A 23937-nucleotide genomic window follows, 5' to 3' on the forward strand; every position below is an offset into this window, starting at 1 on the left:
CGTGGCGGTTCAGCCTGCGGCGAACAGGTCGACAATCGCCTTCAGGATGCACACCACGAGGGCCGACGTGAACATCGCCGTGCCGAGATCTGCGAGATAAAGCAGTTGCGCCCTCTGCTCCGCATCAAGCCGCGCGATCGCCTTGCGCATGGCCAAGCTCCCTTTTCGGGAGAACGCGATGCACCGATGTCCGTTCCCTCGCCTGCATCAGGCTCGCTGCAGCGCCAGCGTCACGCCGCCGAGCGTCAGTGCCATGGCGCCGATCTCGCGCAGGCCCAGCGGCTCACCAAGAATGATCGCGGCCGACACCACGCCGATGACCGGCACCAGCAGCATGCCCGTTGACGCCGATGTCGGCGGCAGGCGGCGCAGCGTCTCAGCCGAACGCCGTCACACCACTAGGCAGAGAAAGCCCACCGTTCGATCGCGCTGCGTCGTATCCATGGGCGGCGCTTAGCAGGCGAACGCACGGGATTCCACATCGCTTCGCGTATGAGGGGCGTGTAGCGTATGCGGGGACGCGCGGCACGCTCCGTCAGGCGAAGGTGCCGATCGTGATCCGCGGCCAGCCGTCGTTTTTCCGAGCGGCGGCAAGCCTGGCCGTCCAGGCATCGATCAGGCTTGCGATGAGCAGGCGGCCGGTGCCGCGCATGTCGGGCAGTTTCATGGTCGGGGTGCCGAGCGTGAGCGCGACCACGCCGTGGGTCGCCGCCAGCAGCGCGGTCGCGAGCCGCTGCGGCAGGCCAGGCGCCGGCTCGGCGCCATGCGCCGCCAGAAATTCCCGCACCGAGATCACGAACAATTCGTAGCTGCGGCGCGCGATCTCGGTCTCGCCGAAATAGACGCCGTCGGGAAAACGGCGGTCCTCGGTCGTACCGGACATCGAGAACAGTGAGCGGAAGTGATCGGGATTGTCGGCCCAGTAATCGAGATAGGTTTCCATCACGCGCCGCAGCCGCAGATCGCTGTCGGCCGTCTCCGCGCGGACCCGCTCGAGGCGTTCGGCGACCGCCTCGAGATTCTGCTGCTTCACCGCGAGCAGCAGCAGCAGCTTGGTCGGGTAATATTTGAGAACGGTGCCCTTCGAGTAGCCGATCGCGTCGGCGATCTTCTGGATCGATACGGTCTCGAGCGTGCCGGCGGCGAACTCCTTGCGCGCGGTCTTAAGGATCAGCGCCTTCAGCGCCTCCTTGTCGGCCTCCTGGCGCGCCCTGCGCTGAAAGCGCCGTGCGTCTTTGGCTCGCTCCACGATCGACATCCCCATCTGCCTCGCGCCTGCATGCCGCGCACCCGCCCCGATGGCAACCCCGCCCTTGCAATATGCAAGTTAATTGACTACGGTCAATTAACTCATGACAAGACGGGAGGATCCGATGAGCAGCCAAGCGAGCTCCCTTGCAGGCGAAATGGCCCGCAGCGATTTCGATCCGTTCAGCGCGGCGACGCGGGCCGATCCCTACGGCACCTATGCGGAGCTGCGTGCCGCGGCGCCGGTCATCCGCCTGACCAGTTATGACATCTGGGCGGTGCCGCGCTTTGCCGAGGTCAAGACGATCTTTGGGGACCATGTCAATTTCAGCAACGCCGGCGGCGCGGGACTTGCGAACCACTTCAAGGAGAAGCCGTGGCGGCCGCCGAGCATCGTGCTGGAAGCCGATCCGCCGCTGCACACCCGAACCCGCGCGGTGCTGGCGCGGATCCTCTCGCCCGGTGCGATGCGGCGGCTTGCGGATGATTTCAAGTCAACGGCGACGCGGCTGATCGACGGGCTGGTCGAGCGCGGATCGTTTGACGCCATCAAGGACATCGCGGAGGTGTTTCCGGTCAGCGTGTTTCCCGACGCGCTCGGCATCGACCAGGAGGGGCGCGAGAACTTCCTGACCTATGGCGCAATGGTGTTCGCCGGCTTCGGGCCCGAGAACGACTATTTCCGCGATCTGATGCAGCAGGCGCCCCGCGTGCTGCCCTGGGTCGCGGCGCGCTGCCAGCGCGAGGCGCTGCGCCCGGGCAGCTTTGGCGCGCAGGTCTATGAGGCGGCCGACGCCGGCGAGATCAGCGCGGAGGAAGCACCATTGCTGGTGCGTTCGCTGCTCTCGGCCGGGCTCGACACCACGATCAGCGCGATCGGCATGGCGCTGTATACGCTTGCGCGCCATCCCGAGCAATGGTCGCTGGTTGCAGCCGATCCGTCGTTGTCGCGCGCGGCATTCGACGAGACGCTGCGCTTCGATTCACCGGCGCCATTCGTGTTCCGCACCACGCCGCATGACACCGAGATCGCCGGCGTCAGGATCGGCAAGCACGAGAAGGTGCTGCTGCTGCTCGCCTCCGCCAACCGCGACGAGACGCGCTGGGAGCATGCCGACCAATTCGACGTCAGACGGCGGCTCTCCGGACACATGGGCTTCGGCGTCGGCATCCACGGCTGCGTCGGGCAGATGGTGGCGCGGCTGGAAGCCGAGGCCGTGATCAAAGTCGGAGGCCAAGCGGTCTTAGGAAGACAACTATAACACTCAACTCCTTGGCTCACAGAACGACATGGCTACGATCCGACTTCACGATGCCGGTCCGCGTGACGCCGAAGTAACGTCGCTATCGAAGGCTTGAAAAAGACCGGCGTACCTTTCGGCACGCCGGTCTGGATTTTGCTCCCTTGCGTAAATTCAGATCATGCCGACGCCGCGCGCGGCGTGCGGTTGCGCGAGTTGCGCTGGAAGAACAGCGCCTGGCTCGCCACCGCCGACACCATCGCCGGCTGGAACGGCTTTGAGATCAGGAATGCCGGCTCCGGCCGCTCGCCGGTCAGGAAGCGCTCGGGATAGGCGGTGATGAACACCACCGGCACCTCGAAGGTCCGCAGCAACTCGTTCACGGCATCGAGGCCCGACGAGCCGTCGGCGAGCTGGATATCGGCGAGGATCAGGCCGGGCTTCTTGTTCTTGGCAAGCGCCACGGCGTCGGAATGCGTGCGGGCAACGCCGATGACGTTGTGACCGAGATTCTTCACCAGGCTCTCGAGGTCCATGGCGATGAAGGTCTCGTCCTCAATGATCAGGACGTCGGTGGCGATCTCGGCGGCCATCTCGCGGCCGGCGGCATCGGTGAGCTTGCGCGTCTCGGCGATATCGGTGCCGAGAATGTAGCCGACCTCCTCCTCCGAGAAGCCCTCGAGCGACAGCAGCAGGAAGGCCTGGCGAGGCAGCGGCGTGATGTTGGACAGCCGACGCTCCGGCGGCAGCGACAGCGTCGCCACGTCGGCATTTTCGTTGTTGTTCACCGACACCGAATTCCAGATCTGGGTGAACAGCCGAAACAGGCCGGCGCGCGGCCCGTGGGTCTGATCCAGCAACGATCCATCCTGCAACAGGGCCTCGAGCATGGCCCCGACATAGGCGTCCCCCGACGCCTGATTTCCGGTCAGTGCGCGAGCGTAACGGCGCAACAGCGGAAGGTGTTCGGCAACGATCTGCGATCGGGACATTCCCACTCCATCCTTGTTCGTGAGGCCTGGCGGCCTGAAACCCGTTGTCTGGGGGCGGCAGAATCCAGTTCTGGGACGACCCCGGTTCCCCTGCATCGCCGACTACGCGCGAAAGCCGAAAAAGTTCCACGAAATAGTTCCAGCATTCCGGAACTTTCTGCGCAACTTTGCATTAGCTCCAGACCGACGAGGCAACGCGGCCAGCCTCTTTTTTCGAGGAAACGACTTGGAAATCAGAGACTTAACTCCCGGGGAAGCGTGGATCACATCATGAAGGAAGTAAAGAAGCAGGGCGGTCTCAACGCCGAGATTCAATCGAGAATCGGCCACCAGCTTCGCGCCATGTACGATGACGTGGTGCGACAGGGCGTACCCGACCGCTTTGCGGAGCTGATCCGCAAACTCGACGGGCCGGAGGCTGCGGCGGCGGCCGTCGCCGGGGGCGATACCGACAAGAACAATGGAGGGGACTAATGCCTCTCACGAATGAACTTCGCGACGATATCCTTGCGTCGGTCCCGAGCCTGCGCGCGTTCGCGATCTCGCTGTCCGGTAATGGTGACCGCGCCGACGATCTGGTGCAGGAGACCCTGCTGCGCGCGATCGCCAACATCGACTCGTTCCAGCCCGGCTCGAACCTCCCCGCGTGGCTGTTCACCATCCTGCGCAACCTGTTTCGCTCCGACTACCGGAAGCGGCGCCGCGAGGTGGAGGATGCCGAGGGCAATTATGCCAAGACGCTGAAGAGCCAGCCTTCGCAGGCGGCGCATCTGGAATTCGAGGAATTCCGCGCCGCGCTTGAAAAGCTGCCGCAGGACCAGCGCGAGGCGCTGATTTTGGTCGGCGCGTCCGGCTTCTCCTACGAGGATGCCGCGGCAATCTGCGGCTGCGCGGTCGGCACCATCAAGAGCCGCGTCAACCGCGCGCGATCGAAGCTCTCCGCGCTGCTCTATGTCGACAGCGCCGAGGATTTCGGCCCCGACAACACCGTGCGTGCCGTGATCGGCGGCAATGGCGGCTAAGCGCGACCACGGCGATAAATGAGAAAAGGCGGCCCGCGGGCCGCCTTTTTTCATGTTGGCCTGCAAGGCCACGCTCAGCGCGCCGTCAGCTGGCCATCGCCTTGACGGACGCCGGCTTGAAGCCGTTTCTCAATTCGAGGATCTTGGCTGCGATTTCGGTCACCGGGACCGGGTGACTGAATAGGAAGCCCTGCGCCTCGTTGCAGCCTTCGGCCCGCATATGATCCAGCTGCTCGACGGTCTCGATGCCCTCCGCGATCGTGGTCATGCCCAGGCTTCTGCCGAGGCTGATGACGGCGCGGACGATCGACTTCGATCCATGCGTCGCGGTCGCATCGCGCACGAAGGATTTGTCGATCTTGAGCTTGTCGAACGGGAAGCTGCGCAGATAGCTCAGCGACGAATAGCCGGTGCCGAAATCATCCAGCGCGATGCGCACTCCCTGCGCCTTCAGCTTGTGCAGCGTTGCAAGCGTCTCGTTGCTGTTCGCGAGGAACACGGACTCGGTGATTTCAAGCTCCAGCCGGCGCGGCGACAATTTTGACGTCGCGAGCGCGCCGACGACGACGTCGGTGAAGTCGGCATCACGAAACTGGACCGCGGATACGTTAACCGCGAGCTTCATCTCGCTGGGCCAGGTCGTCGCCTGTTCGCAGGCGCGATCGAGCACCCATTCTCCCAGCGGGCCGATCAGGCCGATCTCTTCCGCGATCGGGATGAACTGGTCCGGCGGCACCAGCCCGCGCTTGGGGTGATGCCAGCGCAGCAGCGCCTCGAAGCCGCAGATGCGGTCGAGATGGAGATCGTAGAGCGGCTGGTAGAACAACGAGAACTCGTCCTTGACCATCGCCTCGCGAAGGTCGAGCTCGATCGCCCGACGTCGCTGCAGGCTGGCGTCCATCGCAGGCTCGAAGAAGCGCCAGGTGCCGCGGCCTTCCATCTTGGCGCGGTACAAGGCGACGTCGGCGTTCTTCAGCAGCTTCTCGCCGGTGGTGCCGTCGCCCGGCGACATCGAGATGCCGACGCTGCATCCGACGACGACGCGATGCCCGTTCAGCTCGTACGGCGCACCCACGCATTCCACGATGCGGCGCGCGAGGCGTTCGGCCTCGTCGCCGCCCTGGACGCCACACTGGATGACCGCGAACTCGTCGCCGCCCAAACGCGCGACGGTGTCGACCTCGCGGACGCAGGCGTTGAGCCGGTCCGCGACCGCGCACAGCAGTTCGTCGCCGACCGGATGCCCGAGCGTGTCGTTGACCTGCTTGAAATTATCGAGATCGAGGCAGAACACCGCGAAGCCGAGCCCGCGGCCGACCTGCGCAACCGCCAGCTCGATCCGCTCGGCCAACAACGTCCGGTTCGGCAGCTTGGTCAGGGCATCGTGCCGGGCCATGAACGCGATCTGCGATTCCGCCCGTTGCTGTTCGGTGACGTCCTCGCAGGTGACGAGCCAGCCGCCATCGGATGTCGGCCGTTGCGCGATCGCAATGATCCGTCCATCGCTGAGATGCTGCAGATAATTGCCGTCGTGCAGGGCCATCGAGCGCTCGCGCTCCGCCAGCAGGTCGGTGACGGTCCGCTCGCCGTGATTGCCCGCGGCGATGCTCAGGTCGAGCACCTCCTCCATGGTCATTCCGGGAACGACAAGCTCCGGCGATATATCGAAGATCTCGCAGAACCGGCGGTTGGCGACTTGCAGCCGCGCCTCGCTGTTATAGAGGCACAATCCTTGCGACATGTGCGTGAGCGCCGCGTCGAGCCGCAGATTGGTTTCATGCAGCTCGGCCTTCTGCTGCTTCAGCGCGGAGATGTCGCTGTAGACGAGGACGACGCCGCCCTCCTGCGTCTCGCTGCGGCTGACGCGCAGCCAGCGTCCATCCGCAAGCTGCGCCTCGCTCGCAAAGCCATCGATGTCACCGTCGGCAGGCGCCAGCCTGGCGGCATCGAGCGGATTCGACTGCAGGAGCTGCGGCGAGAGACGGATGAATTCACTCGCGCGCGAGTTGGCCAGCGCGACCTGGCCATCCGCGTCGAGCAGCACGACGCCCTCACGCGACGTTTCGAGCGCATCGGAAAGCCGTGCCTGCGCCGAGCGGCGTTGCGATACTTCTTGATTGACCATCCGCCGGATGTTGTCGCGCATCGTTTCCATTGCGGTCAGAAGCGTGCCAAGCTCGTCGGTCCCGCCCTTGGGGATGGTCGCGTCGAGGTCGCCGCCGGCGATGCTTCGCGCGGCCCGCGATGCGATCGCGACCGGCCCGATAATGCGGCGCGCCAGCAGCCACGAAAACAGCGCCGACAGAAACAGCGCGACGGTCAGCCCGGCCACGTTGAGCTGCAGGTCCCGCTTGATCGTCGAGAGCGCCTTTTGCCTGAACAGGAAGCCATCGCCGGCCGTATAATTGACGAGCAGCTCGACCTGCTGACTGACAATCTTGGAGTAGCGATCGACATCGCCGACCGTCGCACCCGGTGCGCGCGGATCGGCCGCCGCGCTGCCCTCCGTGGACGATCCGATCGCGCGCCGGTGCAGCGCCATCCAGGCGTCGGCGGCTTCCTGAACCTTAGCGGCGGCTTGCGCAGCGCGCGAGGATTGCGACCGATCGGCAGCAATCGCCAGGTCTTCCGAGAGCGTCTTCGCGAGCTTTTCAATCTGGCCATCGAGATTGGCGCGAATCTCCGGATCCGTGGTCAGCAGGCGTTGCGACGAGGCGACCCGCATCGCGGCGAAATCCGCACCGGCCGCGCGTGCATAGTTGATCGACATCAGGGATTCGTCGAACGTCTTGGCCACCAGATCGCCGGCATGGCGGATGCCGAGGATGGAGTACCCGCCGAGGGCGACCGCAACGGCGCTCATCGCAAGGCAAAAAATCAGAATCTGGCTGCGGATCGAACCCTTGGTCAGGGCAAGACGCGAAAGGCGGACGGTTGCGAACCGAAAGGCCGCACCGCTCTTTACCTTGAGGTTGCCAAATAGGCTGTCCATGCCCGCGTTTCGCCGTAGTGCTCGATACTCAAGCTACGCAGAAACGCGCAGCACTGCGGAAAATAACTGTCTGCTCAAAATTGCTTTAGTAGTGACTGGAACTCATGCTGAAATCGTTAAGATCAGCTGGCGATAATCACCCTTACAGGTGATCCGGGAGCCACATTTGCAGCCCGGGATAGCCGATATTTGGTGTTCGAGGTTCAGCGGGGGTCTCATGCAGTCAGGCTTGTTGCGCGCCTTGCGCCTGGGCCAGTTCGGCCGCCTGCCGTTTGCGGCGGCGATCGTCACTGGAGCGCTTATTGGAGCAGCTTTGGGCGCAGCCCCTTATGTCATTTCGCAGAAGGATCGTGAATTCAAACCCGCGCAGATCTCGATCAAGCGGGGTGAGGTTTTACGGTTCGTTAACGATGACGGCGAACTGCTGCATCACGCTTATTTGAGCACTGATACGTTCAGCTTCGACTCGGGTGACCAGCAGCCGGGCAGCAAGTTCGACGTCACCTTCTCGGTGCCCGGCGACTACACCGTGCTGTGCGGCATTCACCCGAAGATGAAGCTCGCCGTCCACGTCGCCAAATAGCCGCCCCAGGAGGCGGCGATCTACAGGACCGACGTCTTGAAGATCGCGGCGTGGCCGAAATAGTAGACGAACAAGGTCACCGACAGCGCGGCACAGAGCGCGACCGGGGCGAGCCACGGCGCACGACGGTCGCGCGACAACACCTTGTTGTCGGCGACAATCGCAAGCAGGACAGCGATGATCGCCGAGTGTCCGATCGTGTCGATCTTGCCGAATTCGAAGCACGCGCTGATGAACATCCCCGTCAGCACGGTGGCGGCGCAGCGCCGGATCAGCGGCGTCCAGATCAAGGCAAAGGCAAGCGTGAATTCCACCATGCCGGCGGCGCGCATGTAGAACTCGTTGTCGAAGCCCAGCGTCATCGCGGAATGCTCGATCAGCAGCGGGAAGCTCCACTCCGGATAGGCCCATTTTTCGACCGAGGCCCACATCAACGTCACCGCGGCGGCGTAGCGCATCACGTCGATCGGCCGGATTCCGAACAAATCCTTGTTCAGCCCAACCAGCGCAAAATAGGCGGCAACACCGAGAAAGATCGGGTAATCGGCGAGGTGAAAGACACCGTAGTCGCGTACACCGATCCCGAACAGGACCACCATCCCCGCCGCCGACAGCGGCAGCGTGCGTCGTGACAGCATCCCGGCAGCGATCGCAAGCTGCAACGCGCCGACATACGGCGACGTCGTCTTCAACTCGGGCGTCAGCAGGATGCCGCCCACGGCCCAGATCGAGATGAAGAAGAACCCGCACACGGCGCGCATCATCAATTCGGTGCGCAGCCGCAGCCCCTCGGTGACGCGGTCCATCACCCGGATCGTGGCGTCACCCAGCGAGGTGGGCTCGATCAGGCAACCCGCAAACAGCCAGAAGATGGCGACACCGAGCAGCAGTTCGAAATCCAGGCAAAGGACATTCTCGAGTCCGCGGGGCTGGCCGGCGACATCGTAGGCACAAAACCATTTGACATGTGCCTCGGCACTGCGCGCGGCGACGACACAAAACAGAACCGCTGCAAGGCACGTGGCGAAAAAGGAGCGCACCGCCGAGACGGTATCTCGCGCCCATCCACTAAACATTGAACCAACCGCCCACACACTTAAGGACTTGTTTAACTTATATCAAATTTTAAGCTTTGCGCCTGCCGGGACATCCCGTGGTTGCATCGTGGTTAATCGTGGCGGGCGAGCCCCCGGCCTGTCCCTTAGTGCAGTCTTTACAGCCGGTTGCCTCAAATTTTAGCTAATTCCGGCACGGGAGCTCAATTCAACTGTCGTAGTGAAATCCGGACAAATCGGATCGGGAGGCCGGTACAGTGTTCGGAGCGTTGAGCGTCGTAAGTATCGGGGTGGGGTCGGCCCTCGCCTATGTGACAAGATCGTCCGCTGCGCGCACAGCGACCCTCGAGACCTGCGCGGGCGCATTCGTGATCGTGGGGCTCGGCCTCCTGGGCGCGGCGCTGCCGCACCTGTCCTGAAACGAACCTCGTTCTGAACCGCGTTGAGCCGAGGTCAGCGGGGCAGTTTGGGGACGCCTGCCACCGGCGGGGCCGTCGCGGTCAGGGTTTGCAGGAAGGCGATGAGGTCGTTCTTCTCGTCTGCCGTCAGGGACAGCGGCTTGATGTCGGGCGATCGGCTCGGCCGATCGATCCCACCCTTGTTGTAAAGCTCGATGACATCTTCCAGCGTTGCCACCGATCCGTCGTGCATATAGGGCGCCCGGCGCGCGACGTCGCGCAATGTCGGCGTCTTGAACGCATATTTCAGCTTCGCCGAGGTCGGAAAGAAACGGCCGCGCCCGATGTCATGGCCCTTGGCGGTGCCGATATCCTGGAAGGATCCGTCGGAAAACGACGGGCCGCTGTGGCAAGCCGAGCAACGTGCCTTGCCGTTGAAAAGCTCAAAGCCGTGCTGGGCTGATTTGCTGATGGCGGTGTCGTCGCCCTTGATCCAACGGTCGAACGGAGCCTCGCCTGCGACGATGGAGCGCTCGAAGGTCGCCAATGACGCCTCGATCCTCGGCCGCGTGATCGCGCCGTCTCCGAATGCGTGGGCGAAGGCATCGACATAGCCGGGGATCGCCGAAAGTCGCGCAATCAATTCCGGCTCGGTCATGTTCAGGTTCGCCGGACTGAGGATCGGCCCGAACGCAACGGATTCCAGATCCCTGAACTTACCGTCCCATCCCAGCGGCTCGAAGAAGGCCACATCGATCAATGTCGGCGAGCGGATCGGCAGGCCCTTGGGATCCTCACCGATGGCGCGCGGAAGGCCATCGGCCCATGAAAGGGATGGCCTGTGGCAACTCGCGCAGGAGTGTGTCTTTGACCTCGACAGCAGCGGATCGAAGAACAGCAGTCGCCCAAGCGCGGATTTCGCCTCCGAATAGGGATTGCTGCTCGGGAACGGAACGACGTCCGGCCTCCGATAGCTGGCACGGATTGTCGCAGGGTCGCCGGGCGGCGCTGCCGGAGTCAAGGCAAGCGACAGCCCTACCGGCAAAACTGCCGCGAGCAAGGTCAGGCTGACCCAAAGCCTCATCGGGGTCCTCAGACGGTATCCTGCTCGGTATATGCCCAAGCATGTTCAACGAAGTTTTAACAATCGGTTGCGGTCTATTACTGATAGTGGGCATTGGTCACGATGACGCCGGCGCATGCTTGCGCGCGTGATTTCGATCAATCCGCGCGTCGATCCGATCACACAACCTGAGGCAGTTGCTACTTCTTCACCGGGCGCAGCGGCGCGGAGAACTGCTCGGTGCGGTCGCGCTCGGTCATGTCGACGACGGTGTCCATCGGCGCGGTCAGTTCATAGACATAGGAGACGTCGGTGAAATAGCGCTTCGCGGTGCCGCCGAGCGCCTCGGGCGCGACGCGGTCGAGCAGGATCAGGCCGAAATCACTGTCGGCTCGCCGCGTCGCCTGGCTGGTGTTGAACTCTTCCCAGCGGAAATGAAAGACCGAGTCCGCATCCTCGCCGACGACCTCCCAATTGGCGACGATGTGCGGGTGCTTGCCGACCAGCGACAGCCCTTCGTCGGAATGCGAGGCGAGCTCGAAGAACAGCAGCGACAGCGATTGGGCGGCGCGGGCGCTGACCGTGATGTCGGGACCGTTCACCGCGATCCGGTCGGCATGCGGGATCGCGCGCGATTCGAACAGGCCCTTCAGCTTGACGCCCTGCCACTGGCTCTCGCTGAGCAGCGTGACGACGTTCGACATCGCGTGGATGCGCCCGATCAAGAGCTCGCGCGCGACATCGATATCGGCGCCGTGCCGCAGCGTGCGGGTCACGATCGACTGGATCACCGCGAGGATGTTCTTGACGCGATGGTTGAGCTCGTCGATCACGGCGGTCAACCGGCGCTCGAATCCGATGCGGACCTCGATCTCGCGGCTGAGGCGCAAATTGTTATAGGCGACATAGCCGAACAGGCCGCAGATGATGCCGGTCAGCGCGAGGCCGATCGCCGCGACGATGGTCGCGGTCTGCTGCGCACGCACCGTGGCGTTGCTCTTGGCGTAATAGTCGAGCGACCAGTCACGGCCGCCGAACGTCACCGTGCGCACCATCGACGGCAGCGGGCCGTCCTGGCGCACCGCGCGCGAGGTGACGATGCCCTGCTCGTTGGCGGTGAACTCGTCGTTGGAGTCGCGCGGATCCTTCAACGCCACCGCGAATAGCGAGCTATCGTCGTTGGTCAGCATCAGCGACGACAGCTCATAGGAGAAGGTGATGAAGCCGGCCGGCTCGGATGCGCCCTCCTGGAACACCGGCGCGGCGAGCACGACCCCGACCGGGCCGTTCTGCCGCAACAGCGGCACCGGGTCGGAGGCCACAGGCTTGGCGTTGGCCATCGCCCGCGCCAGCATCGGGCCCACCACTGAGTGGCGGTCGAAGGCGCGGCCCGGAATGCTCAAGGTCTCCGGATTGCGCGGCTCGACGTCCATCAGCACGTTGATCGGCTTGTCGAGCGCCTTGAGGTCGAGCGCCTGGTCGTCGAAATCCCGGATCGTCGGATTGGTGAAGCCGTTGGCCTTCAGCTCGGCCTCCGCCGCGGCGAGCTCGTCCGGCTTGAGCCGCGCGATCCAGGCGGCGACGACGAAATCGGTCTTGAAGGCGTAGATCGCCGAGCGCAGCGGCTGCAGCATGTTGGCCTTCACCATCGACGGCGCCCGGAACAGCCCGGAGGCGACCCGCGCCAGCAGCTCGCGCTCGGTCAGGCGGTCCTGCACCAGGCTGGCATGGACGTCGATCGCCCGCGCCAGCGCGATGCCGTCGATCGCGAGCTCCTGATCGTGCACCCGATAGGCGGCAAGACCGGAGAGCAGAACTCCGATCAGCGCAATCAAGGCAACGATGAAGCCCAGTCGAACCACACGCTTACTCGGCAATCAGGGGGTGGCGAAAGGGGACGGAAGTCATCTGGCTTCTGCAAGGGCGGCGACAAATCAGGATGCGATGAAGGCCCGCCGCAAAGGAATATGGAATAGCAATCATCGGTCCGCAACAGGAGCCGGTCGGCAGCATTAACGACGACGCCACCCGGCGGTCTTTGGCGGCGCCAAAGGTTGCTAATCGGCAAAGTTGGAAATTGTTCCGGCGATTGCGCAGCTTTTTTGCGGCGGCCAGCGACATCCAGCCAAGTGCCTCACCGTCATCCTGCAGCGCGTCTCGAAGGATGAACGGCCCACCGGTGGCCGTTCATCCTTCGAGGCTCGCTCTGCTCGCGCCTCCAGCGATAAAGGCGAAGCCTTTGCGCGGGGATGACGGGATAAGGGTTCGCACCGCCACAATGATTAACGCCTAACCCGCCTTGACCTTGCCCTGCGACCGAAGGCCGCCCTTGGTCTCGATGAAGCTGATGATGCGATCGAGGCCGTCGCTCTTCTTCAGGTTGGTCATCACGAAGGGCCGCTCGCCGCGCATCCGCCTGGCGTCGGTGTCCATCTTCTCGAGTGACGCACCGACATGGGGTGCGAGATCGATCTTGTTGATCACCAGGAGGTCGGATCGCGTGATGCCGGGGCCGCCCTTGGAGGGGATCTTGTCGCCGGCGGCAACGTCGATGACGTAGATCGTCAGATCGGCCAATTCCGGCGAGAAGGTCGCCGCCAGATTGTCGCCGCCGGATTCGATCAGCACCAGATCGAGGTCGGGGAATTTTGCCCGCATGTCGGCAACCGCGGCGAGATTCATCGAAGCGTCCTCGCGGATCGCAGTATGCGGACAGCCGCCGGTCTCGACACCGGCGATGCGGTCCGGCGTCAGCGAACCGGAGCGCACCAGAAACTCGGCATCCCATTTGGTGTAGATGTCGTTGGTGATCGCGGCGATGTCGTAGCGCTCGCGCATCGACTTGCAGAGCAGGTCCATCAGCGCGGTCTTGCCGGAGCCGACCGGGCCGCCGACGCCGACACGAAGTGGGCCGTGGGAAGTGGGCATATCAACAAGTCCCTCTATTGTCGTCCCGGCGAAAGCCGGGACCCATACCGCGTGATCCCTCAACCGGGTCCAGTGGCCGACACCATCCGCAACAACCACCCCCTGTGGTTATGGGTCCCTGCTTTCGCAGGGACGACAGCGGAAGATGCATCATGACCGGAACAGCCTCGTGTATTGCGTCTCGTGACGCAGGCTTGCGAGATCGGCGCGAAAGGTCGCGCCGCCGAGATCGTCGAGCGAGGCCGCATTGGCCCGCGCCGCGGTCGCAGCAACGACCAGCTCGAGACCGGCCAACACGCGCTGACTGTCGGTCTGCCCGAGCGGGATCAGCCGGCTGCCCGCGGAAATCCAGTTCGAGGTCACTGCCTGCAGGAAGGCGTGCAGCGCCGGCGCAAGCCGAATGCCGTGTGCAGCGCTGACGATGCCGACCGCGACGGGGTAGACGACAGGGCCGTTGCAAGCCGCAATCATCGCGTCGAGGCCGGGCGAATTCCACGCGGCACGGGCGATCTCGATGAAGGCGCGCCCCTGCGTCGTGGTCTCGAGCTGCCGCTCGCGCGACGGCACGAAGGCCGCGGCAAGCTCGGCGACCTGCTCCAGCCCGGCATGATTGGGCTGCAACGCCGCACGAAAACTCTGCGCGAGAAACACAGCGTCGCAAAATCCGCTGCCGTCGGAAAGCATCGCGGCGAGCCAGCCGCGCAGCGACGCGGCATCCGTGATGTCGCCGGCCTCGACCGCCCATTCGATGCCGCTGGAATAGGCGAACGCCCCCACCGGAAAGGACGGCGACAGCCATGTCATCAGCCGGTACAGCGCGGCCGCCTCGTCCTCCGCCATCCCGCCGCGCAGCGCGGCGGGATCAGGCTCATTTGTGGTCATGAGCATGGGAGTGATCGTGGTGATGATGAGCTTGCTCGCAATGCTCATCATGATGATGGTCGTGATCATGGTCAGGCCCGTGATCATGGCCGTGGTGGTGACCGTGATCATGCGCATGGCTGTGGGCATGATCGTGCCCGGTGTGACCATGCGCGTGCGCGTCGGCATGCGCATGCTCGGCATAGGCGCCGCCCTCGGGATCGAACGGTGCCTCGATCTCGATGACACGGGCCCCTAACCCCTTCACCATCGCCTCGATCACGTGATCCCTGCGGATGCGCAATCCCTTCGGCATGATCTGCGTCGGCAGATGACGGTTGCCGAGATGCCAGGCGACCCGGATCAGATGATGCGGATCGCTGCCCCGGATTTCCACCAGCGGCTCGGGAGCTGCGACCACCTCGACGAGGCGGCCGTCCTCCAGCACCAGCGCATCGCCGCCGCGCAGCGCGACGGCGTTTTCGAGATCGAGCAGAAATTCGAGCCCGCGCGTCCCTGACATCACCATCCGCCGCCGATGCCGGTCGTCGAAATCTAGCACGACGGTATCGGCTGGCGCTTCCTTCCAGCGGTGCTGTCCCAGGACTTTGGTGGCGCGGATCATCGATGCCTCAGAGCTTCTCGACCTTGGCGTCGCTGATGATCTCGATCACCGTCGGCCCGGTCTTCATGTTAGCGGAATATTCGCGCCATACCTTCATGTGCGGCGCCCTGGCATGGCCGTTGAGATCCTCGCGGCTCTCCCAGCGCTCGACCACCACATAGAGGTTGGGATCGTTGACGCTGACATTGCCGTCATAGGAGATGCAACCCTTCTCCTTGCGGGTCTCGACCGTGCAGGCCTTGTGCCCCTTGATGAAGTCGTCCTTGTTCTCCGGCTTCATCGGCGTGGTGGCGATGACATAGATCATGGATTATCTCCCTTCTTTTTCTCGTTAGCGGACGTCGACCTTCTCGGGCGTGATCACCTCGATCTTCGGCGGCGCGGCCATGCATTTCACCGCGACCCGGCCGAACGTCTTCATGTGCTCGGCGGTGCGATGTGGCACCAGCGCCTCCGCGTTCTCCCACTGCTCGACGAACACCATCTTGCTGTGGTCGGTGACGCTCTCATGCAAATCGTAAGCGATGTTGCCGGGCTCCTTGCGGGTTTCCTTGATGCAGGCCGTCGCCGCAGCAATGAATTCGGCGCGGGTCTCGGGCTTGATGGTCAGCGTAGCAACGACGTAAATCACGGAAGTTCCTCCCGGTTTTCTGTTTTGGCTTGAGTCTTGTTTTGACGCGTTTTCTTTCCGCGAACCGGAAATCCACTTCGCTCGAAAACGCTCTGGTTACCGGGATGGGTTTTAGAACATAAAATAGCGCTGTGCCATGGGCAGCACCTCGGCCGGCGCGCAGGTCAGCAGCTCGCCGTCTGCGCGTACCTCATAGGTCTCCGGATCGACCTCGATCTCGGGCGTCGCGTCGTTGTGGATCATGCTCTTCTTGGAGATCTTGCCGCGGGTGTTCTGTACCGCGTAGAGCTTCTTGGCTATCCCGAGCTTGCGGGCAAGGCCGCCGGTGACCGCCGCCTTCGAGGTGAACACCACCGAGGACGCGGTGAGCGACTTGCCGAAGGCGGCGAACATCGGCTGGTAATGCACCGGCTGCGGCGTCGGGATCGAGGCGTTGGGGTCCCCCATCGGCGCCGCCACGATCGAGCCGCTCTTGATGATGCAGTCCGGCTTGACGCCGAAGAACGCCGGCGACCACAGCACGAGGTCGGCGAGCTTGCCCTTCTCGACCGAACCGATCAGCTTCGACACGCCGTGCGCGATCGCGGGGTTGATGGTGTATTTGGCGATGTAGCGCTTGACGCGGAAATTGTCGTTGTCGTTGCCCTTGTCCTGCGGCAGCGACCCACGTTGCTTCTTCATCTTGTCGGCGGTCTGCCAGGTGCGGATGATGACCTCGCCGAGCCGGCCCATCGCCTGCGAGTCCGACGACATCATCGAGAGCGCGCCGAGGTCGTGCAGGATGTCCTCGGCGGCGATGGTCTCCTTGCGGATCCGGCTCTCGGCGAAGGCAAGGTCTTCGGCGATCGACGGATCGAGGTGATGGCACACCATCAGCATGTCGAGATGCTCGTCGATGGTGTTGCGGGTGAACGGCCGGGTCGGATTGGTCGAGGACGGCAGCACGTTCTTCAGCCCGGCAATCTTGATGATATCCGGTGCATGGCCGCCGCCGGCGCCCTCGGTGTGGAAGGCATGGATGGTGCGGCCCTTGAACGCCTTCACCGTATCCTCGACGAAGCCGGATTCGTTCAGCGTGTCCGAATGCAGCATCACCTGGACGTCGTAGTCGTCGGCAACCGAGAGACAGGTGTCGATCGCCGACGGCGTGGTACCCCAGTCCTCATGCAGCTTCAGCGCGCAGGCGCCGCCCTTGATCATCTCGACCAGCGCCGCCGGACGCGAGGCGTTGCCCTTGCCGGAGATGCCGAGGTTGACCGGGAAGGCGTCGAACGACTGGATCATCCGCCCCATGTGCCAAGGGCCAGGCGTGCAGGTGGTGGCGAAGGTGCCGTGCGACGGACCGGTGCCGCCGCCGAGCATCGAGGTGACGCCAGACATCAGCGCGTGCTCGATCTGCTGCGGGCAGATGAAATGGATGTGGCTGTCGAAACCGCCGGCGGTGAGGATCTTGCCCTCGCCCGCGATCACGTCGGTACCGGGACCGATCACGATGGTGACGTTGGGCTGGATGTCGGGATTGCCGGCCTTGCCGATCGCCGCGATCATGCCCTCCTTGATCGCGACGTCGGCCTTCACGATTCCCCAGTGATCGACGATCAGCGCGTTGGTGATGACAGTATCCGCGGCGCCTTGCGCGTTGGTCACCTGCGACTGCCCCATGCCGTCGCGGATCACCTTGCCGCCGCCGAACTTCACCTCCTCGCCATAGGTGGTGAGATCCTTCTCGACCTCGATGATCAGATCGGTGTCGGCAAGCCTAACCCTGTCGCCGGTGGTCGGGCCGAACATGTCGGCATACACGGAACGCTTGATCTTCACGGACATGTCAGCCCCCAGTTTCAGTCAGCGCGGCCTTGGCACGCGCAATCGTGTCGTCGAAAATGCGGTCGAGCCGCGGATTGATGCCCCGGCAACCGGCAACGACCTTGTCGGCCCAGGCCGCATAGTCGGCGAGATCATCGCGCTCGTCCTTGCTCGGATGCGGCACGATCCGCGCGCCGATATTGCTGATCTTGTCGGCGATCTTGATCAGCTTTGCACCGGGAGATTTGTGCGGAGCATCCTCGATCTGCTTTTGCCGGCGGGCAGGCTTTGGCAGGCTCATGTCATCGGTGCACTCGACAACGAGATCGGCAACGCGCGCGCTGAACTTCTGCGCGAGCTCCTCGCGCGTGGTCTCGGTGTCCTCGATGGTGTCGTGCAGCCAGCCGGCAGCCACCAGTTCGGCATCGGTGCCGTTAGTGACCTGCGCGAGCAGATTCGCGACCTCGGCGAGATGGTTGATGTAAGGCTCACTCCCCCGCCCCTTGCGCGCCATCCCGTTATGACGGTGCGCGGCAAGCTCGGCAGCTTCGGAGACCATGCGGACAGCGGGAAGCATGGCGCTACAGCTTCCCCTTCACCTCGGCGCGAAAGCCGTAGATCACGCGCTTGCCGGCGAGTGCGACGAGCTGGACGTCGCGGGTCTGGCCGGGTTCGAAGCGGACGGCGGTGCCGGCGGCGATGTCGAGGCGCATGCCGCGGGCTTTCTTGCGGTCGAATTTCAGCGCCGGGTTGGTCTCGAAGAAGTGGTAATGCGAGCCGACCTGGATCGGACGATCGCCGGTGTTGGCGACCGAGAGCGTCACGGTCTTGCGGCCGGCATTGAGCTCGATCTCGCCGTCCTTGATGAAGAGTTCGCCGGGGATCATTCGTCTCTCCTGTCATTCCGGGGCACGCGAAGCGTGAATCCGGAATCTCGATCAACAATCTCTGGATTCCGGGTTCTGCCTTCGGCCGCCCCGGAATGACGCTCGTGGCTATCGGATCGGCTCGTGCACGGTGACGAGCTTGGTGCCGTCGGGGAATGTCGCCTCGACCTGGATGTCGTGGATCATCTCCGGGATGCCATCCATCACCTGCGCGCGGGTCAGGACCTTGGCGCCGGCCTGCATCAGCTCGGCGACGGTGCGGCCGTCGCGCGCGCCCTCGACGATGAAGTCGGTGATCAACGCGACGGCTTCGGGATGGTTCAGCTTGACGCCGCGCTCGAGCCGGCGCCGCGCCACCGTGGCCGCCATCGAAACCAGGAGCTTGTCCTTTTCGCGGGGAGACAAATTCATGCGAGCACTCTGAAAGCGTTGAAAGGATTAGTTGAGCCAAAGCCGCGGCAGCGGGACAGTGGAGGCGCGGCCGAGCACCGTCATCATGTCAGCGCGCAGCCGGGCCGCATCTTGGGCACAGAAGCGGGCCATTGCAAAGCCATTCCAGGCGGAGATGCCGACCTCGCCGCCGAAGCTTTCCGACGCCTCGCGGATGCGCTCGACCAAGGCTTCGTCACCCGGCACGATCAGCGCCGTGCCGATCGCGCAGCCGCCGCCCGCGATCGCGGGTCGCGCGAGCTTCTCGCCGATCTCGCCGTCGAGCCTGACGGTCTCGGCGAACACCAGCTTGCCGCCACGGCGCATCCGCCAGCGGTCGACGAACTCGCCGTGGCGCATGGTCTCGCCCATCGCGGCGCGGCCGAACACCACGATCTCGCAGAGCAGGAGCGAGGCACCCTCGGCAAGGTCGATGTCGAAGCCGCGGTGAATGCGGGCACGGTCGAACAGGATGGTTTCCTGCGGCAGCCAGGCGAGATGCGCGCCTGCGGCAACGGTCAGCGCGATGTCGAGCCGTGCCGCCGCTGCCGGTGCACGGTAGACTTTCTCAGCCGCCGCGGTGGTCAGCGTCAAACGCGCGCCCTCGCCGGCCGCGACCGCGATCTCGAAGCGATCCCCGCCGGCAATGCCGCCGGCGGTGTTGACGAACATGGCCGAGAGACCGTCGTCCTCCGGCGATGGGAAGCGGACGCGCAGCGAGCCGGACTCATGCAGGTCGCCGCGGCGGGTGGCGCCGTCTTTCAGATGCACGCCGAACCGGACCGCACCCTGGGCGCGGTTTGCCGCAAACGTCGCCGCTGCCGCGCCTGCGATCCCGGTCCGCATTCCCCCGACGCTCCCTTCGCGCGCCACGACAGGCGGCGTCACATCCTGTTCACAGCGCCATCTGGCGGCTGATCTCGGCGGGATCGAGGCTTGCGCGGTCGCAGGCATATTTCACCGCACCCCGGTCCATCACGGCAAAACTGTCGCCGAGTTCGCAGGCAAAGTCGAGATATTGTTCGACCAGCACGATGGCGATGTTGCCGAGATTGCGCAGATAGGAGATGGCGCGGCCGATATCCTTGATGATCGAGGGCTGGATGCCCTCGGTCGGCTCGTCGAGCAGCAGGAGCTTTGGCCGCATCACCAGCGCGCGGCCGATCGCAAGCTGCTGCTGCTGGCCGCCGGAAAGGTCGCCGCCGCGGCGGCCCAGCATGGTCTCCAACACCGGAAACAGCGAGAACACGTCGTTGGGAATGTTGCGGTCTTCGCGCTTGAGCGGACCGAAGCCGGTCTTGAGGTTCTCTTCCACCGTCAGCAGCGGAAAGATCTCGCGGCCCTGCGGCACGAAGCCGATGCCGCGCCGCGACCGCTCATAGGGCTTTAGCGCGGTGATGTCCTTGCCGTCGAAATTGATCGTGCCGGAAGCGATCGGATACTGGCCGACCATGGCGCGGAGCAGCGAAGTCTTGCCGACGCCGTTGCGGCCGAGCACACAGGTGACCTTGCCCGGCTCGGCGGTCAGCGACACGCCGCGCAGCGCCTGCGCCGCACCGTAATAGAGATTGATGTTGTCGATCTTCAGCATCGCGCTAGCGCCCCAGATACACTTCGACCACCCGCTCGTTCGACGACACCTGGTCGATCGAACCTTCGGCGAGCACCGAGCCCTCATGCAGGCAGGTCACCTTGACGCCGAGCTCGCGCACGAAGGTCATGTCATGCTCGACCACCATGATGGTGTGATTCCTGTTGATCTCCTTCAGGAGCTCCGCGGTCAGATGGGTCTCGACATCGGTCATGCCGGCGACCGGCTCGTCGACCAGCAGCACCTTCGGGTCCTGCGCCAGCAACATGCCGATCTCGAGCCACTGCTTCTGGCCGTGCGACAGGCTGCCGGCGAGGCGGTTGCGCGCATCGGTCAGGCGGATGGTCTCGAGCACCTTGTCGATGCGCTCGGACTCGGCCTTGCTGCCGCGCCAGAACAGCGTGCCGCGCACGGAATGATCGACATTGAGCGCGAGCAGGAGATTGTCCTGCACGGTCTGGCTCTCGAACACCGTCGGCTTCTGGAATTTGCGGCCGATGCCGAGCTCGGCGATACGGGTCTCGTCGAGGCGGGTCAGGTCGACGGTGCCGTCGAACAGCACGGTGCCCTCGTCCGGCTTGGTCTTGCCGGTGATGATGTCCATCATCGTGGTCTTGCCGGCGCCGTTCGGGCCGATGATGGCCCGCATCTCGCCGGGTTCGAGCGCCAGCGACAGATTGTTGATGGCGTGGAAGCCGTCGAACGAGACATGCACGCCGTCGAGGTAGAGCATGGCCGAGGTGGCGCGGGTGTCCATGACGTTCATCTGCCTACTCCGCCGGGTTCGGTGCGCCGATGCCGTCTTCGCGCGCGGCACTCTCGGCGTCGGGTGAGTTGCGCCGCGCTTTCAGCGGCTCCCACCAGGCGTTGAAGGTACCGACGATGCCCTTGGGCAACAGCAGCGTGACCAGGATGAACAGCGCGCCCAGCATGAACAGCCAGTACGGTGCAAGCGGCCCCGAGGTGAAGAACGTCTTGGCATAGTTGACGACGACGGCGCCGAGCGCCGCGCCGATCAGCGTGCCGCGGCCGCCGACCGCGACCCAGATCACCGCCTCGATCGAGTTGGCGGGCGCGAACTCGCTCGGATTGATGATGCCGACCTGCGGCACGTACAGCGCACCGGCGACGCCGGCCATGCAGGCCGACAGCGTGAACACGAACAGCTTGTAGGATTCGACACGATAGCCAAGGAAACGGGTCCGGCTTTCGGCGTCACGCACTGCGATCAGGACCTTGCCGAGCTTCGAGGTCACGATCGCGCGGCAGATCAGGAACGCGATGATCAGCGCAAGGCAGCTCAGCAGGAACAGCGCCGCGCGGGTGCCTTCGGCCTGCACGTTGAAGCCGATGATGTCCTTGAAGTCGGTCAGCCCGTTATTGCCGCCGAAGCCGAAATCGTTGCGGAAGAACGCCAGCAGCAGCGCATAGGTCATCGCCTGCGTGATGATCGACAAATACACGCCGGTGACGCGCGAGCGGAAGGCGAGCCAGCCGAAGCAGAAGGCGAGCAGACCCGGCACCAGCAGCACCATCAGTGCGGCGAACCAGAACTGGTCGAAGCCGTACCAGTACCAGGGCAGCTTGCTCCAGTTCAGGAACACCATGAAGTCGGGCAGGATCGGATTGCCGTAGACGCCGCGGCTGCCGATCTGGCGCATCAGGTACATCCCCATCGCGTAGCCGCCCAGCGCGAAGAACGCACCGTGGCCGAGCGAGAGGATGCCGCAATAGCCCCAGATCAGATCGATCGAGAGCGCGAGGATGGCGTAGCAGACATATTTGCCCCACAGCGCGACCAGATAGGTCGGCACCTGGAACATCGAGCCCTGCGGCAGCAGCAGGTTCGATAGCGGGATCAGCACGCCGATCGCGGCGACGATCAGGACGAACGCGGTCGCCGCGCGGTCGAGCGAACGGGTGAGGATGTGCGGCGTCATGCTTCCACCGCCCGACCCTTGAGCGCGAACAGGCCGCGCGGCCGCTTCTGGATGAACAGGATGATCAGCACCAGGATCGCGATCTTGCCGAGCACCGCGCCCGCGACAGGCTCGAGGAACTTGTTGGCGATGCCGAGCGTGAAGGCGCCGACCAGCGTGCCCCAGAGATTGCCGACGCCGCCGAACACCACGACCATGAAGCTGTCGATGATGTAGCTCTGGCCGAGATTCGGGCTGACATTGTCGATCTGCGACAGCGCCACGCCGGCAATGCCGGCGATCCCCGAGCCGAGGCCGAAGGTCAGCGCGTCGACGCGCGAGGTGGCGATCCCCATCGAGGCCGCCATGCGGCGGTTCTGGGTCACCGCGCGCATCTCCAGGCCAAGCGCGGTGTAGCGCAGCATCGCCAGCAGGATGGCAAACACCGCGAGCGTGAAGCAGAGGATCCACAGCCGGTTATAGGTGATGGTGATCTGGCCGAGCTCAAAGGCACCGCTCATCCAGGAGGGGTTGCCGACCTCGCGGTTGGTCGGGCCGAACGCGGTGCGCACCGCCTGCTGCAACACCAGCGACAGGCCCCAGGTCGCGAGCAGCGTCTCCAGCGGACGGCCATAGAGGAAGCGGATGATGGTGCGCTCGATCACGACACCGATTAAGCCGGCGACCAGGAAGGCGAGCGGCACCGCGATCAGCAGCGAATAGTCGAACAGCGCAGGATAGCGGCTGCGGATCACCTCCTGCACCACGAAGGTGGTGTAGGCCCCGAGCATCACCATCTCGCCATGCGCCATGTTGATGACGCCCATCACGCCGAAGGTGATGGCAAGCCCGATCGCGGCGAGCAGCAGCACCGAGCCGAGCGACAGGCCGTACCAGGCATTCTGCACCATCGACCACATCGCCAGATTGCTCTGGATCGAGGACACCGCGCTTGCGGCCGCGTTGGCGACCAGCGGCGGCTGGTCGGCGCCGAGGCCGGTGAGCAGCGCCAGCGCCTCCTGATCGCCGCGCGCCTTGACCACGGCGACGGCGTCGAGCTTGTCGCTGTCGGATGCGTCCGACTTGAACAGGATGATGGCGGCGCGCGCCTCGGCGAAGGCCTGCTTGACCGACTTGACGTTCTCCTTGGCGAGCGCAGCCTCCACCGTCGGCAGCAAATTCTCCTCGTGGCTCTTGAACACCGACTGCGCGGCGGCGAGGCGTTTGGCCGGATCCGGCGACAGCAGCGTCAGGCCGCCGAGCGCAGCCTCCACGGTGCGGCGCAGGCGGTTGTTGAGGCGGACGGCGGCGGCGTTGTCGGGCAGCTTGTCGACGGCAGCACCCGTGGCGGCGTCGACAATCTTGCCGTCGGTCCGCGTGATGAAGACCTTCTTGCTGTCGGGATCGGCCGAGAGCCGGCCGTCCTGCAGCGCGCTGATGATGGGCGAGGCCAGCGCATTGCCCGACGCGGCGACCTCACCGATCGCAGCCTCGGTGTCGGAGAACTCGTCATTGGCGAATTTGGCGACCGAATCCTCGAACGGACCAGCCAGCGCCGGCACAGCAAGGCAGCTCAGCAGCAGGATCGAGAGAAACAGCGCACGAAAACGATCAATACAATTGGCGAACACGTCAGTACCCCGGCAGGAGTGTGAGGAGAAGGCGG

General features: G+C 64.4%; 26 protein-coding genes and 1 pseudogene. 4 read left to right on the forward strand and 23 right to left on the reverse strand.

Annotated elements, in window-relative coordinates:
* Positions 1–9: 9 nt before the first annotated feature.
* From Q2M23_RS14575 to Q2M23_RS14585, 3 genes and pseudogenes are all read right to left on the reverse strand, one after another.
* Positions 10–150 (reverse strand): hypothetical protein, encoded by a 141-nt coding sequence (locus Q2M23_RS14575; RefSeq protein WP_155258615.1) that lies wholly within the window; start codon positions 148–150, stop codon positions 10–12.
* A gap of 57 nt (positions 151–207) precedes the next feature.
* Positions 208–378 (reverse strand): annotated as a pseudogene (locus Q2M23_RS14580) (EamA family transporter); the annotation flags it as partial.
* Positions 379–535: 157 nt separating this feature from the next.
* A complete protein-coding gene (locus Q2M23_RS14585; RefSeq protein WP_229191703.1) occupies positions 536–1258 on the reverse strand; it encodes a TetR/AcrR family transcriptional regulator in 723 nt (240 codons plus the stop codon).
* 115 nt (positions 1259–1373) lie between these two features.
* Between Q2M23_RS14585 and Q2M23_RS14590 the strand changes: the two genes are divergently transcribed.
* Positions 1374–2510 carry a cytochrome P450 gene (locus Q2M23_RS14590; RefSeq protein WP_316395947.1) on the forward strand — a complete coding sequence of 379 codons (1137 nt, stop codon included), beginning with the start codon at positions 1374–1376 and terminating at the stop codon, positions 2508–2510.
* A 158-nt stretch (positions 2511–2668) separates the two neighbouring features.
* Here the strand turns inward: Q2M23_RS14590 and Q2M23_RS14595 are convergent, their stop codons facing one another.
* Positions 2669–3481, reverse strand: coding sequence for a response regulator (locus Q2M23_RS14595; protein WP_057016134.1), 813 nt, complete (start codon positions 3479–3481; stop codon positions 2669–2671).
* A 270-nt stretch (positions 3482–3751) separates the two neighbouring features.
* On the opposite strand from Q2M23_RS14595, the gene Q2M23_RS14600 reads away from it, so the two are divergent.
* Together Q2M23_RS14600 and Q2M23_RS14605 are read left to right on the forward strand one after the other, a co-directional pair.
* A complete protein-coding gene (locus Q2M23_RS14600) occupies positions 3752–3955 on the forward strand; it encodes a NepR family anti-sigma factor (RefSeq protein WP_018269610.1) in 204 nt (67 codons plus the stop codon).
* On the forward strand, positions 3955–4503 hold the full coding sequence (locus tag Q2M23_RS14605; RefSeq protein ID WP_016847265.1) for a sigma-70 family RNA polymerase sigma factor: 549 nt from the start codon (positions 3955–3957) through the stop codon (positions 4501–4503). The genes Q2M23_RS14600 and Q2M23_RS14605 overlap by 1 nt, the downstream gene beginning before the upstream one ends.
* Before the next feature lie 85 nt (positions 4504–4588).
* Here the strand turns inward: Q2M23_RS14605 and Q2M23_RS14610 are convergent, their stop codons facing one another.
* The gene (locus tag Q2M23_RS14610) at positions 4589–7495 is read right to left on the reverse strand and encodes an EAL domain-containing protein (protein WP_316395948.1); all 2907 of its coding nucleotides are present in this window, start codon (positions 7493–7495) and stop codon (positions 4589–4591) included.
* 217 nt (positions 7496–7712) lie between these two features.
* Between Q2M23_RS14610 and Q2M23_RS14615 the strand changes: the two genes are divergently transcribed.
* Positions 7713–8078 (forward strand): methylamine utilization protein, encoded by a 366-nt coding sequence (locus tag Q2M23_RS14615; protein WP_076824951.1) that lies wholly within the window; start codon positions 7713–7715, stop codon positions 8076–8078.
* Positions 8079–8098: 20 nt separating this feature from the next.
* Here the strand turns inward: Q2M23_RS14615 and Q2M23_RS14620 are convergent, their stop codons facing one another.
* The 18 genes from Q2M23_RS14620 to urtB form a co-directional block, all read right to left on the reverse strand.
* Complete coding sequence (locus tag Q2M23_RS14620) at positions 8099–9082, reverse strand: hypothetical protein (RefSeq protein ID WP_057016179.1); 984 nt, start codon at positions 9080–9082, stop codon at positions 8099–8101.
* Positions 9083–9586: 504 nt separating this feature from the next.
* Positions 9587–10615, reverse strand: coding sequence for a cytochrome-c peroxidase (locus Q2M23_RS14625; RefSeq protein ID WP_316395949.1), 1029 nt, complete (start codon positions 10613–10615; stop codon positions 9587–9589).
* A gap of 179 nt (positions 10616–10794) precedes the next feature.
* On the reverse strand, positions 10795–12456 hold the full coding sequence (locus tag Q2M23_RS14630) for an HWE histidine kinase domain-containing protein (RefSeq protein WP_316395950.1): 1662 nt from the start codon (positions 12454–12456) through the stop codon (positions 10795–10797).
* 4 nt (positions 12457–12460) lie between these two features.
* Positions 12461–12715: a hypothetical protein gene (locus Q2M23_RS14635; RefSeq protein ID WP_316395951.1), complete on the reverse strand. Its 255-nt coding sequence runs from the start codon at positions 12713–12715 to the stop codon at positions 12461–12463.
* A gap of 168 nt (positions 12716–12883) precedes the next feature.
* Positions 12884–13522 carry an urease accessory protein UreG gene (gene ureG / locus Q2M23_RS14640; RefSeq protein WP_028334695.1) on the reverse strand — a complete coding sequence of 213 codons (639 nt, stop codon included), beginning with the start codon at positions 13520–13522 and terminating at the stop codon, positions 12884–12886.
* 150 nt (positions 13523–13672) lie between these two features.
* Positions 13673–14410, reverse strand: coding sequence for an urease accessory protein UreF (locus Q2M23_RS14645; RefSeq protein ID WP_316395971.1), 738 nt, complete (start codon positions 14408–14410; stop codon positions 13673–13675).
* A complete protein-coding gene (locus Q2M23_RS14650; RefSeq protein WP_316395952.1) occupies positions 14391–15008 on the reverse strand; it encodes an urease accessory protein UreE in 618 nt (205 codons plus the stop codon). Before Q2M23_RS14650 ends, Q2M23_RS14645 begins: the two co-directional genes overlap by 20 nt.
* A 7-nt stretch (positions 15009–15015) precedes the next feature.
* On the reverse strand, positions 15016–15315 hold the full coding sequence (locus Q2M23_RS14655; protein WP_028342270.1) for a putative quinol monooxygenase: 300 nt from the start codon (positions 15313–15315) through the stop codon (positions 15016–15018).
* A gap of 24 nt (positions 15316–15339) precedes the next feature.
* Positions 15340–15639, reverse strand: a complete 300-nt coding sequence (locus Q2M23_RS14660; RefSeq protein WP_024581875.1) for a putative quinol monooxygenase — start codon at positions 15637–15639, stop codon at positions 15340–15342.
* A gap of 111 nt (positions 15640–15750) precedes the next feature.
* Entirely contained in the window at positions 15751–17466 is a 1716-nt protein-coding gene (ureC, locus tag Q2M23_RS14665; RefSeq protein WP_316395953.1) for an urease subunit alpha, read from the reverse strand.
* Position 17467: 1 nt separating this feature from the next.
* On the reverse strand, positions 17468–18022 hold the full coding sequence (locus Q2M23_RS14670; RefSeq protein WP_057016126.1) for an HD domain-containing protein: 555 nt from the start codon (positions 18020–18022) through the stop codon (positions 17468–17470).
* A 4-nt stretch (positions 18023–18026) separates the two neighbouring features.
* On the reverse strand, positions 18027–18332 hold the full coding sequence (locus Q2M23_RS14675; RefSeq protein ID WP_028334688.1) for an urease subunit beta: 306 nt from the start codon (positions 18330–18332) through the stop codon (positions 18027–18029).
* A gap of 108 nt (positions 18333–18440) precedes the next feature.
* Positions 18441–18743 carry an urease subunit gamma gene (locus Q2M23_RS14680; protein ID WP_316395954.1) on the reverse strand — a complete coding sequence of 101 codons (303 nt, stop codon included), beginning with the start codon at positions 18741–18743 and terminating at the stop codon, positions 18441–18443.
* Between the two features lie 27 nt (positions 18744–18770).
* Complete coding sequence (locus tag Q2M23_RS14685; protein ID WP_168858006.1) at positions 18771–19607, reverse strand: urease accessory protein UreD; 837 nt, start codon at positions 19605–19607, stop codon at positions 18771–18773.
* 49 nt (positions 19608–19656) lie between these two features.
* On the reverse strand, positions 19657–20352 hold the full coding sequence (urtE, locus tag Q2M23_RS14690; RefSeq protein ID WP_316395955.1) for an urea ABC transporter ATP-binding subunit UrtE: 696 nt from the start codon (positions 20350–20352) through the stop codon (positions 19657–19659).
* A gap of 4 nt (positions 20353–20356) precedes the next feature.
* Positions 20357–21118 carry an urea ABC transporter ATP-binding protein UrtD gene (urtD, locus tag Q2M23_RS14695; protein ID WP_016842654.1) on the reverse strand — a complete coding sequence of 254 codons (762 nt, stop codon included), beginning with the start codon at positions 21116–21118 and terminating at the stop codon, positions 20357–20359.
* A gap of 4 nt (positions 21119–21122) precedes the next feature.
* Positions 21123–22292 carry an urea ABC transporter permease subunit UrtC gene (gene urtC / locus Q2M23_RS14700; RefSeq protein WP_310882011.1) on the reverse strand — a complete coding sequence of 390 codons (1170 nt, stop codon included), beginning with the start codon at positions 22290–22292 and terminating at the stop codon, positions 21123–21125.
* A complete protein-coding gene (gene urtB / locus Q2M23_RS14705; protein WP_375167117.1) occupies positions 22289–23887 on the reverse strand; it encodes an urea ABC transporter permease subunit UrtB in 1599 nt (532 codons plus the stop codon). Before urtB ends, urtC begins: the two co-directional genes overlap by 4 nt.
* Positions 23888–23937 lie beyond the last annotated feature (50 nt).

Origin of the sequence: Bradyrhizobium sp. 33ap4, assembly GCF_032654765.1 — a bacterium.
Classification (GTDB): Bacteria; Pseudomonadota; Alphaproteobacteria; order Rhizobiales; family Xanthobacteraceae; genus Bradyrhizobium; species Bradyrhizobium australafricanum.

What these genes read in the sequence shown, in the direction of transcription:
- Q2M23_RS14575 (WP_155258615.1), bottom strand. Translation starts at nt 150, where the DNA reads ATGCGCAAGGCGATCGCGCGGCTTGATGCGGAGCAGAGGGCGCAACTG.
- Q2M23_RS14585 (WP_229191703.1), bottom strand. Translation starts at nt 1,258, where the DNA reads ATGTCGATCGTGGAGCGAGCCAAAGACGCACGGCGCTTTCAGCGCAGG.
- Q2M23_RS14590 (WP_316395947.1), top strand. Translation starts at nt 1,374, where the DNA reads ATGAGCAGCCAAGCGAGCTCCCTTGCAGGCGAAATGGCCCGCAGCGAT.
- Q2M23_RS14595 (WP_057016134.1), bottom strand. Translation starts at nt 3,481, where the DNA reads ATGTCCCGATCGCAGATCGTTGCCGAACACCTTCCGCTGTTGCGCCGT.
- Q2M23_RS14600 (WP_018269610.1), top strand. Translation starts at nt 3,752, where the DNA reads ATGAAGGAAGTAAAGAAGCAGGGCGGTCTCAACGCCGAGATTCAATCG.
- Q2M23_RS14605 (WP_016847265.1), top strand. Translation starts at nt 3,955, where the DNA reads ATGCCTCTCACGAATGAACTTCGCGACGATATCCTTGCGTCGGTCCCG.
- Q2M23_RS14610 (WP_316395948.1), bottom strand. Translation starts at nt 7,495, where the DNA reads ATGGACAGCCTATTTGGCAACCTCAAGGTAAAGAGCGGTGCGGCCTTT.
- Q2M23_RS14615 (WP_076824951.1), top strand. Translation starts at nt 7,713, where the DNA reads ATGCAGTCAGGCTTGTTGCGCGCCTTGCGCCTGGGCCAGTTCGGCCGC.
- Q2M23_RS14625 (WP_316395949.1), bottom strand. Translation starts at nt 10,615, where the DNA reads ATGAGGCTTTGGGTCAGCCTGACCTTGCTCGCGGCAGTTTTGCCGGTA.
- Q2M23_RS14635 (WP_316395951.1), bottom strand. Translation starts at nt 12,715, where the DNA reads ATGTCGCTGGCCGCCGCAAAAAAGCTGCGCAATCGCCGGAACAATTTC.
- ureG (WP_028334695.1), bottom strand. Translation starts at nt 13,522, where the DNA reads ATGCCCACTTCCCACGGCCCACTTCGTGTCGGCGTCGGCGGCCCGGTC.
- Q2M23_RS14645 (WP_316395971.1), bottom strand. Translation starts at nt 14,410, where the DNA reads ATGCTCATGACCACAAATGAGCCTGATCCCGCCGCGCTGCGCGGCGGG.
- Q2M23_RS14650 (WP_316395952.1), bottom strand. Translation starts at nt 15,008, where the DNA reads ATGATCCGCGCCACCAAAGTCCTGGGACAGCACCGCTGGAAGGAAGCG.
- Q2M23_RS14655 (WP_028342270.1), bottom strand. Translation starts at nt 15,315, where the DNA reads ATGATCTATGTCATCGCCACCACGCCGATGAAGCCGGAGAACAAGGAC.
- ureC (WP_316395953.1), bottom strand. Translation starts at nt 17,466, where the DNA reads ATGTCCGTGAAGATCAAGCGTTCCGTGTATGCCGACATGTTCGGCCCG.
- Q2M23_RS14670 (WP_057016126.1), bottom strand. Translation starts at nt 18,022, where the DNA reads ATGCTTCCCGCTGTCCGCATGGTCTCCGAAGCTGCCGAGCTTGCCGCG.
- Q2M23_RS14675 (WP_028334688.1), bottom strand. Translation starts at nt 18,332, where the DNA reads ATGATCCCCGGCGAACTCTTCATCAAGGACGGCGAGATCGAGCTCAAT.
- Q2M23_RS14680 (WP_316395954.1), bottom strand. Translation starts at nt 18,743, where the DNA reads ATGAATTTGTCTCCCCGCGAAAAGGACAAGCTCCTGGTTTCGATGGCG.
- Q2M23_RS14685 (WP_168858006.1), bottom strand. Translation starts at nt 19,607, where the DNA reads ATGCGGACCGGGATCGCAGGCGCGGCAGCGGCGACGTTTGCGGCAAAC.
- urtE (WP_316395955.1), bottom strand. Translation starts at nt 20,352, where the DNA reads ATGCTGAAGATCGACAACATCAATCTCTATTACGGTGCGGCGCAGGCG.
- urtD (WP_016842654.1), bottom strand. Translation starts at nt 21,118, where the DNA reads ATGAACGTCATGGACACCCGCGCCACCTCGGCCATGCTCTACCTCGAC.
- urtC (WP_310882011.1), bottom strand. Translation starts at nt 22,292, where the DNA reads ATGACGCCGCACATCCTCACCCGTTCGCTCGACCGCGCGGCGACCGCG.